Source organism: Frankia sp. CcI49, from assembly GCF_001983215.1.
Lineage (GTDB): Bacteria > Actinomycetota > Actinomycetes > Frankiales > Frankiaceae > Parafrankia > Parafrankia irregularis.
On record NZ_MOWP01000017.1, the window covers coordinates 165,727 to 185,053 of the forward strand.

A 19,327-nucleotide genomic window follows, 5' to 3' on the forward strand; every position below is an offset into this window, starting at 1 on the left:
GCGCGACCCTCTCGGGCGGTCGCGCGCCTACGTAATCACCATGAGGAACAGCGGCACACCTCCAGAGTGCGCCGCGGCGCGGACGTAGTCAAACCGGCCGGCCGGCAGGGGACGCTTCGCCCGGGCGACAGAGCCGTCCGCGACCAGCCCGACACCGGGCGGTTCCACTCCGACGGGATCGCCGTTGTGAGCCGAAGACAGCACCTCATACTCCACTAAATATCCGTAATGTCCGGTTCGTTATGTTCCCCGCGGTGAATCGCCGGATCGCTTCGGCGGTTTATCGCCACCGAGCGGCAACTCCCCGACACAAAACACCGGCCGCCGGGATCGTATGAAGTCGCCTCGAACATCCGAGCCGGAATACCATCCGCCAGCGCACCCAAACCTATGTCTCGACCGAGTGCGGGTGGCTCACGATGGCACCGGACTAGGCCGGACAAGGTCTATGAAGTCCGCACCGAGGTCAACCCCCGGAGAGCCTCCAGACGGACATCTGCGGAATGCATCGGCGCCCATGCGCCATGCCGACGGGCCACTGCGAACCCACAAACAGTCACGAAACGACACAAAACCAACGACGATCGACACCAGACCGCAATATTGGGACATGTAACCCCCAACACCTGACGCCAAGGCCGCCCACCGGCGGTCCAGCGGTGTAGCCGGCGGACCGCCGGCCACACCGAAACCGATCGCCTTTACTCCCACTCAATCGTGCCGGGCGGCTTCGACGTGATGTCGTAGACGACCCGGTTCACCTGCGGCACCTCGTTGACGACCCGGTTGCTGATGCGCTCCAGCAACGCGGCGGGCAGCCGAGCCCAGTCGGCCGTCATCGCGTCCTCACTGGTCACGGCACGAAGCACCACCGGGCAACCGTAGGTCCGCTCGTCGCCCTGGACCCCCACCGATCGAACATCCGCGAGCAGCACCGCGAAGACCTGCCAGATCTCGCGGTCGAGCCCGGCCCGGCGGATCTCCTCCCGGACCACCGCGTCGGCGGCACGCACGATGTCGAGCCGCTCGGGCGTCACCTCGCCGATGATCCGCACGGCGAGCCCGGGCCCGGGGAAAGGCTGGCGCCAGACGATCTCCTCGGGGAGCCCGAGTTCCTCACCTAGGTGGCGGACCTCGTCCTTGAAAAGCGTGCGCAGTGGCTCGACCAGCGCGAACTGCAGGTCGTCGGGAAGGCCACCGACATTGTGGTGGGACTTGATCTTTGCCGCGGTCGGCGAGCCCGACTCGATGACGTCGGGATACAGCGTGCCCTGCACAAGGAATCCGATCCTGGCGCCCTCGGCCTCGGCCCGCGCGTCGAGCTCGCGTGCGGCCTCCTCGAAGACCCGGATGAACTCGCGGCCGATGATCTTCCGCTTCTGCTCGGGATCGGTGACACCGGCCAGCGCCGCGGCGAACCGGTCGGCCGCCTTCACATGCACCAGTTCGACGCCGGTCGAGGCGACGAAGTCGCGTTCGACCTGCTCGGCCTCCCCCGCCCGGAGCAGGCCGTGGTCGACGAACACGCAGGTCAACGCATCCCCGACGGCCCGCTGCACCAACGCGGCCGCCACCGCCGAGTCGACGCCGCCAGACAGACCGCAGATGAGGCGTCCGCTGCCCACCTGCTTGCGCACCGCGGCGACCGCCTCGTCGACGATGTTGAGCATCGTCCAGGACGGCCGGCATCCCGCTCCCGCGAGCAGGAAGTGACGCAGGACGTCCATCCCCCGCTCGCTGTGGACGACCTCGGGATGGAACTGCACGCCGTAGAGGCGACGATCGGGATCCTCGAACGCCGCGACCGGCGTCGACGGGGTCGAGGCGGTCACCCTGAACCCGGGGGGCGCCGCCGTCACCGAGTCACCGTGGGACATCCACACCTGCTGGGAGACGGCGAGCCCGTCGAAGAGCACTCCGGGGTCRCTCACCTGCAGGCGGGTCGMCCCGTACTCGGCGGTGCCGGTACGCGCGACCGTCCCCTCCAGCGCCTGGGCCATCACCTGGTGGCCGTAGCAGATCCCGAGGACCGGGATCCCGGCAGAGAAGAGGGCCGGATCGACCCGCGGGGCGCCCGGCGAGTAGACCGACTTCGGGCCACCCGAAAGGATCAACGCTGCCGGACGGCGAGCCAGGATCTCCGCGACCGGCATATCCCACGGGACGATCTCCGAGTACACATGGCACTCACGCACACGGCGAGCGATCAACTGGGCGTACTGCGCGCCGAAGTCGATCACAAGAACGGTGTCGTATCCGGGATGTGCATCGGTGGAGCCATAGCTGCCACGAGGTGACTCGTTCACTCATCAAGCCTACGGACGCCGCCGCGGATGCGTGCCGGGTGGCACGCGCCGCCCGGCGGCGGCACATTGGAGGCGTCTTCGGCTCGTCCGGACGAACCGACCGGCGAAGGACTCGCGAAGTCCATGATGCGTGATCCGATCGAAAGGTCCATGAACGTCCTCACCCGCGATCGATGCGGCCAACCCATGGATCAGCTCGACCCACAGTGCCCACCGAGATGGGCATCGGTGACAAACTCGGGCGCAAACCGCCCACAACTGGCCCGTGACCCACAACGGGCGTACGGTGGGCGCCTTTCGGATGCTCACTACGTCCCGCTAAGGTGCGTTGTGAGGGACATCCGGGCCCGATACCGAGCCATCCTGGTACGACCTGTTCCGGGAGGCTGGCGGAGAGGTTGCGAAGGTACGTGCGCAGACAACCGATGGCCAGCAGCACGGGCATGGCCACAGACCAGCCGCCCATGGCTGCCGCTGGTTCGTCCGTGGAAGACAACGGACACCACGGCGACCAGCCCCCGACGCCGCCACGACCGGAACGAGCCGGTGGGCGCGGCCTTCGTCAGACGGTGACCGACCCGACCAACTGGCGGGTACGCACCAAGCTGATCGCGATTCTCGCCGTGCCAGTCGTGGCCATCCTGGTCAACTCCTCGATCCAGGCGGCCTCCGTGCTGACCAGCACTCGGGACGTCAACCGGATCCGCGACCTCATCGAGATCAACCGATCGGCGTCCACCCTCGTCCACGCCCTGCAGGAGGAGCGGACCTACACCGCCGGCAGGATCGCCTCCAGCGGCAGCAGCAGCGGTGGCGGCAGCGGGAGCAGTGCCGTGGCGTCCGTAGCCGCCCGGCAGACGGCGACGAACGACGCGCTCACCAGCTATCAGAACATCGTCAAGCGGCACGAGGGGTCCTTCGGGCCCGAGGTCCGCAACTCGCTGCGTGACACCACCAACGCCCTGGGCCATCTGGCCAACCTGCGCAAGGCCAGCACCACCATGGCGGACCCGAGCTCGGTGCGCGCCGCCTACTCGCCCCTGATCACCTCCCTGATCGATCTGGTGGTCCTGATCCCCCAGGGAAATGACGATCCGGCGCTGCTGCGCAGCGTCAACGCCGCCGACCACCTCGTTCGCGCGAACGAGGAAATCGCGACGACGCAGACCCTCGCGTACAGCGTCATCCTGAGCGCTGATCCATTCTCGACGGATGACTACCGCGAGTTCCTCACCGCTCACTCACAGCGGATCGAGCTCGTCCGCGCGTTCGAGGAAGACGCAACTCCCGCTCAGCTCGCCCGCTTCCGGGAGAAGCTCAACCCCGACGAGAGCCTGGACATCAAGAGCACTGATCTCTACACGGAGCAGATACTCGAGGCCACCACTGGCCAAAAGCTCGCGTCTCCGCCGTCAGAGAAGTGGGCTCGAGCCACCCAGGAATGGATCAACCTCAGCTCCGAGGTGGACGCCACCCTGTTCAACGACATCGATGATCGGGTGGACGAGCTGCGCGGCAGCATTCAGCGCGGCGCACTGCTCTCCGGTCTGCTGATCGTCTTCATTCTCGCCAGCGCCCTGCTGGCGGCCGTGGTCGTCGCCCGGTCGCTGGTCCGGCCGCTGCTCTCGCTGCGAACGGCCGCACTCGACGTCGCCGGCCGCCGGCTGCCCGAGGCCGTCCGCCGACTGCGCGACTCCAGTGATCAGACCCTCAACGACGACGTCGAGCCGATCGGTATCGACTCCGACGAGGAGATCGGTGAAGTCGCGCGGGCGTTCGACGCGGTCCACCGGGAGGCGGTCCGGCTCGCCTCCGAGCAGGCCGTCCTGCGGAACAACGTCAACGCGATGTTCGTGAACCTCTCCCGGCGAAGCCAGGGACTCGTCGAGCGGCAGCTCCGCCTGATCGACGACCTGGAGAACCGTGAGCAGGACCCGGACCAGCTAGCCAACCTCTTCAAGCTCGACCACCTCGCCACCCGTATGCGGCGGAACAACGAGTCGCTGCTGGTTCTCGCGGGCACGGACACCGCGCGGCGGTGGACCCACCCCGTCCCGGTCAACGAGGTCGTCCTCGCGGCCATCTCCGAGGTGGAGCAGTACACCCGGGTGAAGCAGACCGGTGCCGCGCCGGTCTCCATCGCCGGCAGCGGTGTGAGCGACGTCGTCCACCTGATCGCCGAGCTGCTCGAGAACGCCACGTCCTACTCGCCGCCGGTCACGGACGTCCTGGTCTCCAGCCACTCACTCGGCCCGGGTGCCGGCGCCATGATCGAGATCGAGGACCAGGGCATCGGCATGCCCGCGAAGGAGCTCGAGCGGGTCAACGACCGCCTCGCCAACCCGCCGGTCGTCGACGTCTCCGTCTCCCGGACCATGGGTCTGTTCGCCGTCGGCCGGCTGGCCAGCCGGCACGGCATCCGCGTCCAGCTGCGCGAGTCCGCCTCCGGCGGCATCACCGCGGTTGTCCGGCTGCCCGCGAAGCTGGTCACCGGTGACAGCGGTGCCACCCCGAGCGGCCCACGCCCGGCCGCCCTCAGCCCGGGCACGGGTGGTCGGGACGCCGCCGGCAACCCCTCCCTCCCGCCCGCGCGCGGCAACGCCCTTCCCCCCGCCCCCGAGCGCAACGGGCTGGGAGCAGGCCTGCAGACCACGAACTTCAGCCCCGTCGTCGATCCTGCGGCAGCCTCGGCGGCCGGCGGCTCCTCGTACGCGCCTGCCAGCAACGGGCTCGGCCGGGACCCCGGTTTCGGGCAGCCGACGAGCGGGGGCTTCGCCACCCCCGGCGGAGCGTCGCTGTTCGACGGCTCCCGCTCCGACCGGTCCGACCGGTCCGACCGCAACGGCCAGTACGCGCGTGACCCTCGCGGCTACCGGGACAACACCTCTGACCGGGCTCCCGCCGGTGCCGAACCAGGCGGCGGCGACTCGACCGGCGCCTACCCGATGCACGGGCGCGGCCCGGAGGACTCCGGCGAGTTCTCCCTGGAGGCCCTCAACTCCGGTCCGCTTCCGCTGCCCTACCGCGACGGCGCCGGCTACGGCGGGCCACACTCCGGCGAGCAGCCCCGCGCCTACGCGCCTCCAACGGGGCGACGTGAGCTGGAGCAGGCACCGGAGCCCGGCCCGGACCTCGCCGACACCGGTGGCTTCTCCACGGACACCGGCGGCTACTCCCTCGACACCGGTGGCTTCCCCCTCATGGATGGCCGCTACGACGAGGCACCGCCGTCCGGTCCGCTGCCCGTCGGGCCGGTCACCGGCCCCACCCAGATGTACAGCGAGCCGGACACCGACGCTCTGCAGCGGCCGGGCGGGGTCTTCAACCGGGCGCCCAGCCGACCCAGCCCCGAACCGAACGACGCGTTCCCCCAGACCGGCCCGAACCTCGCCGCGGCCTTCCGGAGCAACCGGGGGGTGGACCCGACGCAGAGCGGCCCGCTCGCCCGGACCGCCTTCGGGCGCGGAGAGGACACCGGCGAGATCGTCGCGGACGAGCAGGAGGGGGATGACGCCCTCACCACGCCGATCTTCGATTCGGTCTCGGCCTGGTTCCAGCGCCGGACGCCCGAGCCCGCCGACGGCGCGGCCAACGGCCAGCAGGCCCCGGTCCGGCCGGGCCCGGTCCGCGGTCAGGGCCCGGCCCGACCGGCGGCCGCATCGGTGTCGGGGACGCCTCTGCCACGGCGGCCCCAGCCGCAGGCACCAGCCCGCCCGGGTATGCCACCGGCGGCCGCACCGCGGGTACCGACGCGGGGCGAACCCCTTCTCGAATCCCCCGCTCGGGGGATGCGCCGCCCAGGGGCCGGGATTCCGGCACCCGCGGCGGCACAGGCGCCGCGGCCGATGCCGCAGACCGGGCCGCAGCGCCTGACCCCCACCGGGCCGGCCGCCGGCCAGACCGCCGACGGCTCCTGGTCTTCCGCGGGTGACGAGGGCTGGAAGGCCGCGGAGCAGCTCCGTCAGCCCAGCACCGGCGGCACCACACGGTCCGGACTTCCGGTTCGAGTTCCCATGACCCATCTCGTGCCCGGCAGCGCCGAACCAGCGCCCCGCCGGCGTCCCCCCGAGCCGACGACACGCTCGCCAGAGGCTGTCGGTGGACGGCTCGCCAGCTTCTACCAGGGCGTGCGGCAGGGACGTGATGTCGGAGTCGACACCACGAGGAACCCCCGACGTGACGCGCAGGAGGAACGGTGACACCCGTGAGTACCGAGGCTCAGAACCTCAACTGGTTGATCAACAACTTTGTTGACCGGGTTCCGGGCGTCGCCCACACCGTGGTGGTTTCCGCCGACGGACTGTTGTTGGCTGTTTCGGACGGTTTCCCCCGGGACCGGGCCGACCAGCTCGCCGCGGTCGCTTCTGGGCTGGTGAGCCTCACCGGCGGCGCCGCCCGGGTGTTCGAGGCCGGAGCCGTGACGCAGACCGTCGTCGAGATGGAACTCGGCTTCCTGTTCATCATGGCCATCAGCGACGGGGCCAGCATGGCGGTACTCGCCGCGCCGTCCTGTGACATCGGCCTGGTCGGCTACGAGATGGCATTGCTCGTCACCCGTGCCAAGGACGTCCTCACGCCGGCTCTGCGAGCCGAGCTGCAGGGAACGCTTCCGCGGTGAATGTGGGTAGGTCCAGGGAGTCAGGGTGAGCATCGATCCCGAGAACGCGCCCGGACCGGTCGTCCGCCCCTACGCGATGACCGGTGGGCGGACTCGGTCCCGTTACGAGCTCGCCATAGAGGCACTCGTCTTCACAACCCCGCTCGGTGAGGAGCGGGCACTAAGCCTCAACCTGGAGCAGCAGACCATCGCTGCCATGTGCCGGCAGGTGCGGTCAATCGCTGAGATCGCCGCCGGTCTGAGGGTGCCTCTCGGGGTCGCCCGCGTCCTGGTAGGCGACATGGCGGACGAAGGCTTCGTCCGCGTCCACCAGCAGCCGGACCGCGATGAGGCGCCGGATCTCGCGTTGCTCGAAAGGGTTCTCAGTGGCCTTCGAAAGCTCTGACCACAGACGGGTCAACTCCGCCGTCGCCACCACATCGGTCAAGATCGTGGTGGCGGGCGGGTTCGGCGCCGGCAAGACGACGTTCGTGGGCTCCGTGTCCGAGATCGTCCCGCTGCGCACCGAGGCCGTCATGACCGAGGCCGGCGCACACGTCGACGACCTCACTCATCTCGTTGACAAGACCACCACGACCGTGGCGATGGACTTCGGCCGTGTCTCCCTGGACGAGGACCTGATTCTCTATCTGTTCGGGACCCCCGGGCAGTACCGGTTCTGGTTCATGTGGGACGACATCGTCCGGGGTGCGATCGGCGCGATCGTGCTGGCGGACACCCGGCGCCTCGCGGACTGCTTCGCGGCGGTCGACTACTTCGAGCAGCGTCAGCTTCCCTTCGTCATCGGGGTGAACTGCTTCGACGGTGTCCTTCGGCACTCCATCGAGGATGTGCGGGAGGCGCTGCAGATCAGCCAGGCCGTTCCGATCATCACCTGCGACGCGCGTAACCGCGACTCGACCAAGAGCGCGCTGATCGCCGTCGTCGAGCACACGATGTCACGCGCGGCGGCGCGGACCTGACCCGCGGCCAGCGGTTTCGCGGGCCCGGTGCCCGGCACTGACAACGGCGTGGGGGCGCTCCCGTGATCGGGAGCGCCCCCACGCCGTTGTCGTGGACGTCGCGAATGGTGGAAAGCGGACGAGCGGAAAACCGACCTGGGGGCGGTGGGCCGCGGCTCGGTGAAGCCGCGGCCCGCCGCCCCCAGTCAGCTGTAGTCCACCGGTCAGGTGTTCATGCTCTGCAGGTCGACCATCCCGGTGCTGTCGGAATCCGCGGCGAGATTCAGCCCGTTGGCCTCGACGACATGCAGGGCGTAGGGGACGCTGGAGGACTGCTGCTTCGTCCACTTCCCGCCGGCCAGCGGAACTGTCGCGACGTTCTTGGGGATTCCGGTGTTCGGGGCGTTGTTGAAGCTGACGTTGCCGACGATCGTGCTCGCCTGCACTCCGGCGATCGCTGCGGCAACCGCACTGCGGTCATCGATGGAGTCGACGCTCTCGAGCGCCTGCGCGACGATCTCGAACAGTGCATGGATGAAACCGAGTGGCTGGGACCAGGTGCCCATGTCGAACTCGTTGGCCAGTTCCTCGGCCGTCCGCTTCGTCAGATAGCTGCGGTACTGGAACTTGGGCGACCAGCCGACCTCTGTCGTGAACCCGTCGGCCGCGAGACCGAGCGCCTCCACATCCGTCGGGAAGAGGAGGGTGCTCGACAGGGTGACGATGTGCGGTTTGTAGTCCTTCTCGTTGAGCAGTTTCCAGAAGGCCGAGAAGTCGGTGATGCTAGGGTTGCCGGCGATTATCGACACCTTGTTGGAGACGATACCGTTGACGAACTCGCCGAACGACTGGTCGCCGACGTTGTAGCGGTGCGTACCGGCAATCTGAAAACCATCGTCGGTGAGCTTCGACAACCCGTAGACGGAGTTGTTGAAGGCCTCGCCCTCCTGGTTGTTGGGGAGCAGCAGGGCGACGCTGTGCGGGACGTCGAGCGCCCGCCACATCGCCCGGTAGGCCCCCCGGAGCTCCGCCATCCCCCAGTAGACGTGGTACGTCCAGGAGAACGGTGTCTCGGCCTTGCCGCCGCGGCTGTAGAACCACGCCTCCCAGGGCACCGAGGTCGAAAGGCAGGGAACGCCCTGTGCCTCACAGACGTCGGACACCGGGTTCACGTTGTCCGCGCCGCCACCGACCAGCACGATGTCCACGTTGTCGACGAAGATCAGATCGGCCGCGGCCGCGGCCGCACGGTTCCGGTCGGACTGCCCGTCCCGAACGAAGATCTCCACCGGCAGCGTGTTGCGCCCGACCCGGGTGCCGTCGGCGAAGATGGTGTTCATGCTTTCGACGACGTGGGAGTCCACATCGGCGTAGCTTCGCAACGCCCCGGTGCGCGGACTGACCATGCCGATGCGCACCTTACGGGCCTCGCCGCCACCGGAACCGCCGCCACAGGCCGCCAGCAGGGCCGCCGCGGGCGCCGCGGCCGCGGCCATCCCGGCCACCTTGAGAATGCCGCGACGATCAACCAGCCGCCAGCCCTCCGGACGCATCTCGACCCGCGGGGCAGCCTGGACCGGCGGTGCCGTGTCCGGCGCCGATCCGATCGGATCTGGGAGGCCGGCACCTCCGTTGACCGAGACCTCCTGGGCGGCATCCCGCCGCCTGGCACCCGCAACGCGGTCAGACCAGAACATGACACACGATCCTGCCGCATGACCAAAAAATGGAATTCACCGGGTCCATCCCACTCCAACTCCGCCGCGAACGCCAGTGGGCAAGGCGGCCCCTTATGTCGGACTTCTACCGAAAGCCCTCACGGAGTGCAGCAGGCTCGATCCGTGCCGCCAACAATGATCTGTGCCGCGATCCGCGAAGCGCCGATACTCGGCCCTCGCACTTGCATTCCGCACAGCGGGTGCCGCACTCGTCAGCGTGCGCTCCGCCGGGCAGCCGCCGCGCCGGCCTGGAACCACTCAGTTCACGTAGCAGTACCGACGCGGCTTGCTCGGATCGTTCGCCACGGGCGCCAGGTAGAGCGTTCCCTGGGCGGCGCCACCGTTCATTTCGGAGAGGAGATGATCGGCCGACACCCCGGCGAGCGGCCCGCCGGTGAACTCGACCCGAGAGATCTTCGAACCCGACCGGTCGCCCTCAGACGGCGATATCGTGTACGTTCCCGGCGTATCGTTCCACGTGTATGTCAGTCCCGCCGCAGGGACGACAAGCACATCCGGGAGCACGTCACCAAGCATGTCGCCATTAGTGGCGCTCTCATTCTGCAGACGGCACCGCCAGGTGCCGTTGACCATGGCCTTTCCCGCGATCGCCTCCTGTGCGGTCGCGACCTGCGCCGCCGAGCTGGGATTCGTCGTCGTCTCCGCGCCCTGAGGCGATTTTTCCCCGCCGCCTCCGACGAGCACGGTGTAGAGGCCGACGACCAGCAGCGAAACCACCAGCGCGATACCAAGCGGGCCGATCCACCCGTGCCGCAGCCAGGCCAGCCGGTCCTGCGGCAGGCTCGGCTCGTCCGGCTCGTCGTCGAAATCCGCCGGTTCCAGCACCCCGACCGCACGCGTCGCGCGCCGATCGGCGGCGGCGCCGCCACGGGCCGTGCCGCTACCGCCAGCGCTACCGCTGCCGGCACGACCGCCACCACCGGCCGTGCCGCCATCACGGCCACGACCGCCACCGCCCGCCGTGCCGCCATCACGGCCACGACCGCCACGGCCGCCACGGCCGGGCTCGCCGTGGCCACCCCGACTGTCGAGGCTGTCGGCAGAATCCCCCCGCGACCTGCCTGCCAGGCCCGCGCCGTCGCCGTCGCGGCCGGCTCTGCCGGCGCTGCGCGCCGCCGACCGGCGATTGGGTGACGGCGGATCCTCGACCTCCGGCGCACCACTGGCGGCCTTGTTCGCGCGTGCCGCGCGGAACCGACCGGTGGGGGCCGCGTCGGCGGGGCTCTCCTCGGAACGCCCGGGGCCTCGCCGCTGCGAAGGCGCGGAGACCGCCTGCAGGCTGTTGGTGTCCGTCACCGGATTCGGGGTGCGCCGACGGTCAGCCGGCACTCCCCGTGCGCCCGTCCGGCGTACCGACCGGGACGGCTGCCACCCGGAATCATCGCTTGCGTCGGGCGTGCCTCCCCCTCGCCCGCGGCGCGTCACCAGCGACGTCATCTCGACCGCGCTCTCGGGCCGCCGTTCCCTGCCCGGTCTGGTCACCGGGCCGGCCTTCGGGCCCGTTGCCGCCCGCGGACCGGTTCCGGCTCCGCTATCCGGCCGCGGCGCCGGGGAGACTACGCCCGACTCCGCGCCCGCCCCGCCGGAACGCCCCGGCGGCAGCGCCGGAACGCCCCCTGTGTACGGAGGACGTCCCGTGGTGATGGTGTCCTCGACCGCCGGGCGTGCCGCCGGCGTACGCCACGGCCCGGACGGTGCCGCCTGACCGGGCAACGCCGGCTGACCGGGCAACCCTGTCGGTCCGGGGTCAAGGCCCGCCGGACTGGAACGGAGCGGCGGTGTGCCCGGTGCGGACCGCTCCAGATCGCCCCGCCCGACAGCGGGATGGTGACCGGACGTCGCCGTGGGGGCCTGCGCTGCCAGGGGGCGCGCAGGAGTGCTCCCGGCCGGTGGCGCGGCCGCCACGCCACCGGTTGACGGGCCACCGGCCGGCGCACCGCGGGTCGGGGAGAATCCGCCCGGCCCCTGAGCGGCTCCGGGATCGGTGCCATAGCCGCCTGGGCCGCCGAGGCGGTAGCTCGTCTCCAGGCCGGCAGAACCGTACTGGCCGGCAGCCGGTGCCGGCGTGTGCTGACTCCAGCCTGTGTCAGCACGGCCCTGGTAGCCATCGTGAGGTCGTTGCGACGGCTGGGAATGCCCGCCGGTCGACGGGCCCTGCCGCGGACGGTCACCGGTCAGCGGATCGCGGCCCAGCTGCCCGCCGGCCGGCGGGCCCGGCCGTTGGTGACCACCGGTCGGCGGGCCCTGCCGAGAGTGACCACCGGTCGATGAAGCCTCGCGGGGCGGCAGCGACGCACCCATCTGCTGCCCCGCACCCGACCCGTGCCCGTTCCAGGGGTCCACGGTGTTCTGCCCCGCCGTACCAGCAGCACCCGCCGCGCCGGCCCCGGCACCGCTGTCGGGCCGCGCCGGGTAGCCGGTCACCGGCCTGGGAAAACCACCCGTCTGATCGAGCCGCAGCGGCGCACCGCTCCTCGGCCCGCTCTGCGCCGGTGGCGGCGCCAGGTCGGACGTGTTCGGACGAGGCGGCTGGTAGCCGTTGTATCCGACCGGTTCGGCGCCGCGGCCCGGCCCGTCCAGCGGCGCGGGCTGTTCCGCGGGACGTGCCGGATAGGCCGACGGAAGAGCGAAGCTTCCGGTGGCGGGGTTGAGTCCACCCGACGAACCGGTGCTGTCACCGGCAGGAAGCCAGCCCCGCGAGGATGTGCCCGGGTCCGGGCCGCCGATACGCACCGATCCGGTGTCGGGGCTGATCGGACGGACCGGCGGGAAGGCCCCGCTCTCCGTCGGGTACCGCGGTGGTGGTGTCGGCTCGACGTACGTCTGTGTGGCCGGCCGGTAGCTCGGAGGCACCGGGAATCCGCCGGTGGCCGGCCGCTGTGGGTCGAGATCCGGTCGGACTGATCCGACGTCGACCGCCGGCACGCCACCGCTCCAGGTGGAGCTGACATCGAACGGATCACTGCTGCGAGGTGCGGCGCCACCGACGACAGGACCGCCACCGACGACAGGACCGCCGTYGACCGCAGAACCACCACCGGGCGACGTGCCACCGGAGACCATGGGCCCGCCGATGACCGGACCATCGACGACCGGACCGCCTGTCAGCGGGGAGCCGCCGCTCACATCGCGGTCGACGTCCCGCCAGGGTGTGACATCCCAGCCGACGTCCGCGGCCGCGGGCGGCCGGTAGGTGGTCGATTCCTCCGGCTCCCCGACACGTTCGACGGCGAAGAAGTCATCGTCGCGACGACCGCCGGTTGGTCGGTCCGTGCTGCCTGCTGTCACGGATCAATCACCCGCCTGCCGCCACGAGGGTTGGGCTCACGTGCCAGCGCCAAGCCCGCGCCCATCGTTGTCGCCTCATTGATTCCGCTCATCGACCGCCCTCGTCGGTGAGGCCATGACTGCGACCGCGAATGTGGCCACGACCTTTCCCGCGACCCCCGGGAGCCGCCGAACCGATAAGACGTGAACCGGCCGTAAACGGGATCATCACACTGTACACGGACACTCTCACCGCAGCGTACGGCAGGCCGTGTAGACCTCGCGCACGATGCGCTGGGAGTCCTCGGACTCGACATCGCGGCTGAAGGCCAGATACTGCTCCTGGCTGTACTTGTCCTCCAGTTTCTCCAGCGTGCAGGTGCAGTAACGCTCGTTGCCGTTGCTGACACCGAGGCAGGCGTCGATGTAGGTCTGACGGACCGTGGTGTCATAGCGACCCTCCGGTACAGCGGAGCCGGTCGCGGTTGTGCTCTTGTCGTCACCGCCCCCCAGGACGACGAAGCCGGCCACCCCGAGCGCGACGACGAGCACGACGGCGGTCGCGATCGCGATCGCCGTCGGCCGACGCAGCATCGCCGTGATCCGCCCGGTCAGACCCGCGAGACCCGGCGCCGGATCGACCCCGCCCACGACAGCGCCGTCGAAGCCGGGCTCGCCGTCCTCGGCGCCCGCCTCCCAGTCCCCGTTCGGGTCCAGCACGCCTACCGGACGAGGCCTGCTCCCGCGCCGCCGCGCCGCCGCACGGTCACGCCCCTCACGGCCATCGCCGGGATCACGGCCGCCGGGTGTGTCCGACGTGCCGTACCAGCCATCGGCGTCGGGAATCCACTCGTCGCCCGGATCCGAGGCGGGGTCCGAGCGCACGTCCGGGCCTGTCGTCGACGTCGGCCGGACGGGCGCGGTGCGCCGGGGAATGCCGTCGGTGTTCTCAGCGGGATCACGCGCGGTCTCCGGCGCCGCCCAGGCGGACCCGCCGGCGGCGCTCTGGGATGCCGTGGGCAGGGGAAGCGGATCTGTGCTGTCGCCACCGACCCGGGCCGGATCCGCGCCCGCACCGTCCGAGCGACGCGGCCCGCTGTCGCCCTGCACGCCGCGCGCGTGGTCGCCCCGCGTCTGGTCGCCCCGCGTCTGGTCGCCCCGCGTCTGGTCGCCCCGCATCTGGTCGAATCGGACCGGATCGGTGTGAGTCGGATCGGCACCGACGACCGAATCGGCACGGACGATCGGGTCAGTGCGTATCGGATCGACACGGACCGGATCGACCTGAATCGGGTCGGCACCGACCGGTCCAGGACTGACCAGATTCGTACCCACGACCTCCGCAGGACTCCCACCGACACGCGCCTCGGTCGAGCTCCCGTAGCCCGTGAAGGGCGAGGCAGTCCGGGTCGGCCCGGTATACGCCTCACCGGTGAAGATCGGACCGGTCGGTGTCGCGCGGTCGGCCGCGGGAACGGCCGGGCCCGCTTCGGGAGGGGTCCAGGCATCGATGGACATGCGGGTGACCGGACTCGCGGACGCCGAGTCCGCCACGCGGGCACGGAAGGCCGCGGTGCTCTCACCAGCCGCAGCCACGGAGCCCGCGGCGCCCACCGCGTGGCCGGCAACGGGGCGCGCGGCCTCGGCACGCCACCCGGCGGCGGATCCCTCGGACGCTGAGGGAACCGCCGCGGGCACGTCAGGACGCGGCGCAGCGTTCACCAGCCGCCAGGTCTGGGCGGTTTCGTCCCAAACGTAGGCGCCGTCGTCGCTGACCCAGCGGCCGTTCTCGTCGAGGCGCATCGGTCATCCTTCGATCCGGAGACGGACGGATCCCAGGGTGCCACGACGAACCGCACGCAAGGCGCCCGGGTCGACAGCGCGGGCGCCACGCGCCATCGGCCCGGCCCCTGTTGGCCCGCTCAGCCTCCGGCCGCGATCATGACCTCTGCCTTCTGGAATTCCTTCAGCGTCGCGTAGCCCGTTGTGGCCATTGCCGCGCGCAGCGCTCCGGCGATGTTCGCCACACCATCGTCGGCCGTGACACCACCGCCGGTGAGAATCTCCGCCACGGAGTGTGACGTCGTCACCGGTGCCCAGCGCCCACGAGGCAGGTCCGAATGAAGGATCTCCATCGACCAGGCCGCACCCTGGCCGGGAGCGTCCACCGCCTGCGCGAGCAGCGAATCCACCATGACGGCGTCTGCTCCGCATGCCACCGCCTTCGCCACGTCCCCGCCGGTACGGAGATCGCCGTGGGCGATGACGTGGACATAACGACCAMCGGACTCGTCGAGGTAGCGCATTCGCGCACCCGCCGCGTCGGCGATCGCCGTCGCCAGCGGTACACCGATTCCGAGGGTTGAGGCGGTGTCGTCACCCAGCCCGCCGCCGACTCCGACGATCACACCGGCCGCCCCCGTACGCATCAGATGCAGCGCCGTGGAGAAGGACGCACAGCCGCCGACCAGCACCGGAATGTCGAGCTGTCCTATGAACTGCTTCAGGTTGAGCGGCTCGGTACGACGCGACTGATGCTCCGCCGACACCGCCGTGCCATGGACGACCAGGAGGTCGACACCGGCAGCCACCACATAGGGGCACAGGGACCGCAGCTTCTGCGGCCGCAACGCGGCCGCCGTGACGACCCCGGCCTCCCGCATCTCCTGCAGACGCGCGCCGATGAGCTCGGGCTGCACAGGTGCGGCGTACAGCTCACGCAGACGCCGGGTGGCGGCGACCGCACCGGATTCGGCGCCGAGCGCCGCCACCTCGGCCAGGAGCGGCTCGGGATCCTCGTGCCGGGTCCACAGGCCTTCCAGGTGCAGCACCCCGAGCCCACCGAGACGCCCGAGGGCGATCGCCGACGCGGGAGAGGTGACCGCGTCGGCGGCCGCTGCGACGATCGGAAGCCCGAAGCGGTAGGCATCGATCTCCCAGCCGAGCGAGACGTCGGCTGGGTCGCGGGTTCGCCGCGACGGAACGATGCCCACGGCGTCCAGGCCGTAGGCCACCCGCGCGTTCTTCCCGATACCGATCTCGACGTCAGCCACCGCGTCCGGCCTCCTGGTCAACTAAGTAGTTCCGCCAACCACCCTGCCTACCAGACGGACAGCTGGCCGCGGCAGGAACGATGCTGGACAGGTACCTGGATCACCGAGCCGCTTCCATCTCACGGCCCACGGTCACGGATGCCGCAGGTCCGAACCGATGACGGAAAGGGCTCACCGGGTGTAGTTCGGCGCCTCGACCGTCATCTGGACGTCGTGGGCGTGGCTCTCGGTGAGCCCGGCGGAGGTGATCCGCACCAGTTGGCTGCGCTCCTGGAGATCACGGATCGTCGCCGACCCGGTGTACCCCATCGCGGCCCGAAGCCCGCCGATGAGCTGGTGCGCCATGCCCGCCAGCGAGCCACGGTAGGGAACCTGGCCCTCGACCCCTTCAGGGACGAGCTTGTCGTCGGACAGCACGTCGTCCTGGAAATAACGGTCCTTCGAGTAGGACCGGTTTCCGCCTCGGCTGCGCATGGCGCCGAGCGAGCCCATCCCCCGGTAGGACTTGTACTGCTTGCCGTTGATGAAGATGAGCTCGCCCGGGCTCTCGTCAACGCCCGCGAGCAGGCTGCCGAGCATCACCGTGTCGGCACCGACCGCGATCGCCTTCGCGATGTCACCGGAGTACTGCAGGCCGCCGTCCCCGATGACCGGCACGCCGGCCGCCCGGGCGGCCCGCGCGGCCTCGTAGATCGCGGTGACCTGCGGGACGCCGACGCCGGACACGATCCTGGTGGTGCAGATGGACCCCGGCCCGACACCCACCTTGACGGCGTCGGCACCGGCGGCGACAAGTGCGGCCGCGCCCGCGGCGGTGGCCACGTTGCCGCCGATGACGTCCAGCGGACGGCCGTCGGCCCCGGCACGCATCTCCGTCTTGATCCGCGCGATCATGTCGGGCACCGCGCGGTGGTGGCCGTGGGCCGTGTCGACGACCAGGAAGTCGACGCCCGCGGCGACCAGCACCTGGGCACGCTTGAACGCGTCCTCACCGACACCGATCGCGGCGCCGACCACGAGGCGGCCGTCCGCGTCCTTGGTGGCGTTGGGGTACTGCTCACGCTTGGTGAAGTCCTTCACCGTGATCAGGCCGCGAAGCCGGCCCGCCTCGTCGACGATCGGCAGTTTCTCGATCTTGTTGTGCCGCAGCAGGCCGAGCGCGTCGTCGGCGGAGACACCGACCGCGGCGGTGACCAGCGGCATCGGGGTCATGACGTCCCGGACCCGGCGCGAGTAGTCCCGCTCGAAACGGATATCGCGGTTGGTCACGATGCCGAGGAGCTGGCCGTCCGGCTGGGTCACCGGCACGCCCGATATGCGGTAACGCGCCATCAGCACGTTCGCTTCCTCGATCGTCGCCTCGGGCCCGCAGGTGATCGGCGCGGTGATCATGCCGGACTCGGAGCGCTTCACCATGTCGACCTGCTGCGCCTGGTCGTCGACCGAGAGGTTGCGGTGCAGCACACCGACGCCGCCCTGGCGGGCCATGGCGATCGCCATCCGCGCCTCGGTCACGGTGTCCATGGCCGAGGAGACCAGCGGGATGGCCAGCGAGATGTTGCGCGACAGGCGGGTGGCCGTGTCGACCGACGCCGGCACCACCTCGGACTCCGCCGGCAGGAGCAGCACATCGTCGTAGGTCAGCCCCAGCATCGCCAGTTTCGGCGGGAGGGCCGCTCCTTCGGCGCCGGGAGCGCCGGGAGCCGCGGAGGTGAAGCGGGCATCGGCCGATTGACCGAACGCCGAGTCGAGGTCGGGTTCCCCGCCCGCGCGCGTGGTCGGGGTCGTCGGGATGGCGGCGGAACCGTCCATGGCACCTTTCCGTTCGCGTCGGCCCCGCGCCAGCGGTGGCTTCCCCGCGGCGCGTGGGGGTTCCGCGCCCGGAAACCGGACGAGCCGGCAAACCCTGGGGGCACATCCATATGACCAGATGTACCGCCCGGAGCGACGTGTCGAGCACGCCGCGCGAGTGCGCGGCCCGCCGGCCGAGCGACGGTGATGCCCCCCATCGTAGAGGTCCCCCTACCGTTCCGAACTCCCCTGCGTGACCGAGAGCACCACAGATGCCACGCGCCGCCGACTCGACGCCGGGAGCGGACCGCTCCGTACCCGGTCCGTCGAAGTTCAGGTGGCTGAATACGAAATCAGCAAGCCCCTACCACAATGACCTTGTTTCCGTATCGGGTTTCGCGAAACACGAACCTTGCGGTCAGACAGGCCGAACACAGACCAGACCACCGGAGGCCGCACAGACACATCTCACCAGCTGCGCGAGCACCACTGGAAGCCATCCAGGACCGGACAGATTCGGGCATGTTGGACGAATGCCCCGCACGTCGGTGCCGGACTCGGTATCGGGACCACTAAGCTGGGGCTACAAGCGTAGCGTGTTCCTCGTGAGCAACGAGCCCCTCGACCCCTTCGCGGGCGACCCCGAGGACCCGGCGGCCGAGCTCGCGCAGCTCGATTCCGCCGAGGATCTGGACCTGCTTGAACCGCTGTCCCTCCGTGAGCGGGAAGAGATCCTCGCCGAGCTGGGCGACCTCGACGTCTTCCGGACGCTGCTCGAACCGCGTGGCTTCCGGGGACTTGTCGTCGACTGCGAGGGGTGCGCCGAGCCGCACTACTTCGACTGGGACCTGCTTGCCGGGAACCTGCGGCACCTTCTCGACGAGGGCCGCACCCGGGTGCACGAGCCTGCCTACGCTCCGGATCCCGCCTGCTACGTGAGCTGGGATTACGCACGCGGATTCGCGGATGGCGCCTACGAGGCCTCCACCGCGTCCGAGGCGGACACGCGGTGACCGGCTCAGCCGCCCGCTGACCAGGCGGCCGCGCTGGCGGGCCTCGTGGCCAGCCAGCCCGTGCCGACCGATGCCGCCCGCATGCCGGCCGGGCCCTGTCCTGGCCGGCACAGATGCCAGTCGCCCTTCGTCCGCGCTGGCCAGGCGGGCGTGCGCGCATGCCCTGAGCAGCTGGCGCGCTCCCAGGCGAACCTCTCGCTCTCCCAAGCGAACCTCTCCCGGCAAGTCAGGTGAATCCCGACGTCGGCTCGTGTTCGACGTCAGCTCGTGTTAGCGCCCGGTTGGCGGGTAGGTCGATGCTGCCGGCGGAGCGCGAGGCACCCGTGATCGATGGTGGTCTCGTGTCGTCGTCGGTGCCGGCGGTCGGACGTCCACGGGTCAGACCTGGTCGTGCCGTCCTCGCGTTCCCTGTCGGCGCCACCGGCGGTCGTCGTCCGTGCACGTGCGGGCCACGGCTGCTCAGGCGCGGATCACACCGCGGTAGTCCACCCGTGGCCAGATGCCAGGCAGACCAGGCCAGTTGCCAGGCAGACCAGATACCGGGCAAAGCGGGCGGCAGCGGGGGCGCGGCGCCGGCCGACCGGGTGAAATTCCAAGAT

The 19,327-nt window shown here is 70.3% G+C and carries 12 protein-coding genes; 5 read left to right on the forward strand and 7 right to left on the reverse strand.

Going from position 1 to position 19,327, the window contains the following annotated elements:
* Positions 1 to 27: 27 nt before the first annotated feature.
* Complete coding sequence (locus tag CcI49_RS42095; protein ID WP_158230774.1) at positions 28 to 204, reverse strand: hypothetical protein; 177 nt, start codon at positions 202 to 204, stop codon at positions 28 to 30.
* A 497-nt stretch (positions 205 to 701) separates the two neighbouring features.
* The gene (gene guaA, locus CcI49_RS16045) at positions 702 to 2,306 is read right to left on the reverse strand and encodes a glutamine-hydrolyzing GMP synthase (protein ID WP_076827535.1); all 1,605 of its coding nucleotides are present in this window, start codon (positions 2,304 to 2,306) and stop codon (positions 702 to 704) included.
* Positions 2,307 to 2,791: 485 nt separating this feature from the next.
* Between guaA and CcI49_RS16050 the strand changes: the two genes are divergently transcribed.
* The 4 genes from CcI49_RS16050 to CcI49_RS16065 are packed head-to-tail and all read left to right on the forward strand — an operon-like array spanning position 2,792 to position 7,886.
* Complete coding sequence (locus tag CcI49_RS16050; RefSeq protein ID WP_241840095.1) at positions 2,792 to 6,505, forward strand: nitrate- and nitrite sensing domain-containing protein; 3,714 nt, start codon at positions 2,792 to 2,794, stop codon at positions 6,503 to 6,505.
* Positions 6,502 to 6,924, forward strand: a complete 423-nt coding sequence (locus tag CcI49_RS16055; RefSeq protein ID WP_006541597.1) for a roadblock/LC7 domain-containing protein — start codon at positions 6,502 to 6,504, stop codon at positions 6,922 to 6,924. Before CcI49_RS16050 ends, CcI49_RS16055 begins: the two co-directional genes overlap by 4 nt.
* 25 nt (positions 6,925 to 6,949) lie before the next feature.
* Positions 6,950 to 7,309: a DUF742 domain-containing protein gene (locus CcI49_RS16060; protein ID WP_006541596.1), complete on the forward strand. Its 360-nt coding sequence runs from the start codon at positions 6,950 to 6,952 to the stop codon at positions 7,307 to 7,309.
* The gene (locus CcI49_RS16065) at positions 7,290 to 7,886 is read left to right on the forward strand and encodes an ATP/GTP-binding protein (protein ID WP_035952152.1); all 597 of its coding nucleotides are present in this window, start codon (positions 7,290 to 7,292) and stop codon (positions 7,884 to 7,886) included. The genes CcI49_RS16060 and CcI49_RS16065 overlap by 20 nt, the downstream gene beginning before the upstream one ends.
* Positions 7,887 to 8,089: 203 nt before the next feature.
* Here the strand turns inward: CcI49_RS16065 and CcI49_RS16070 are convergent, their stop codons facing one another.
* From CcI49_RS16070 to guaB, 5 genes are all read right to left on the reverse strand, one after another.
* A complete protein-coding gene (locus tag CcI49_RS16070; RefSeq protein WP_054570461.1) occupies positions 8,090 to 9,562 on the reverse strand; it encodes an ABC transporter substrate-binding protein in 1,473 nt (490 codons plus the stop codon).
* Positions 9,563 to 9,841: 279 nt separating this feature from the next.
* A complete protein-coding gene (locus CcI49_RS42100) occupies positions 9,842 to 10,429 on the reverse strand; it encodes a hypothetical protein (protein ID WP_083749534.1) in 588 nt (195 codons plus the stop codon).
* A 2,691-nt stretch (positions 10,430 to 13,120) separates the two neighbouring features.
* A complete protein-coding gene (locus CcI49_RS16080) occupies positions 13,121 to 14,674 on the reverse strand; it encodes a hypothetical protein (protein ID WP_076827541.1) in 1,554 nt (517 codons plus the stop codon).
* Positions 14,675 to 14,793: 119 nt separating this feature from the next.
* A complete protein-coding gene (locus CcI49_RS16085; RefSeq protein ID WP_076827543.1) occupies positions 14,794 to 15,924 on the reverse strand; it encodes a GuaB3 family IMP dehydrogenase-related protein in 1,131 nt (376 codons plus the stop codon).
* A gap of 171 nt (positions 15,925 to 16,095) precedes the next feature.
* Positions 16,096 to 17,736, reverse strand: coding sequence for an IMP dehydrogenase (gene guaB / locus CcI49_RS16090; RefSeq protein WP_054570457.1), 1,641 nt, complete (start codon positions 17,734 to 17,736; stop codon positions 16,096 to 16,098).
* Positions 17,737 to 18,311: 575 nt separating this feature from the next.
* Between guaB and CcI49_RS16095 the strand changes: the two genes are divergently transcribed.
* Positions 18,312 to 18,728, forward strand: coding sequence for a DUF5319 domain-containing protein (locus CcI49_RS16095; RefSeq protein ID WP_035952132.1), 417 nt, complete (start codon positions 18,312 to 18,314; stop codon positions 18,726 to 18,728).
* Positions 18,729 to 19,327 lie beyond the last annotated feature (599 nt).

Bases quoted from the DNA above. Each gene is read 5' to 3' on its own strand.
- guaB (WP_054570457.1), bottom strand. From the start codon at position 17,736: ATGGACGGTTCCGCCGCCATCCCGACGACCCCGACCACGCGCGCGGGC.
- CcI49_RS16080 (WP_076827541.1), bottom strand. From the start codon at position 14,674: ATGCGCCTCGACGAGAACGGCCGCTGGGTCAGCGACGACGGCGCCTAC.
- CcI49_RS16070 (WP_054570461.1), bottom strand. From the start codon at position 9,562: ATGTTCTGGTCTGACCGCGTTGCGGGTGCCAGGCGGCGGGATGCCGCC.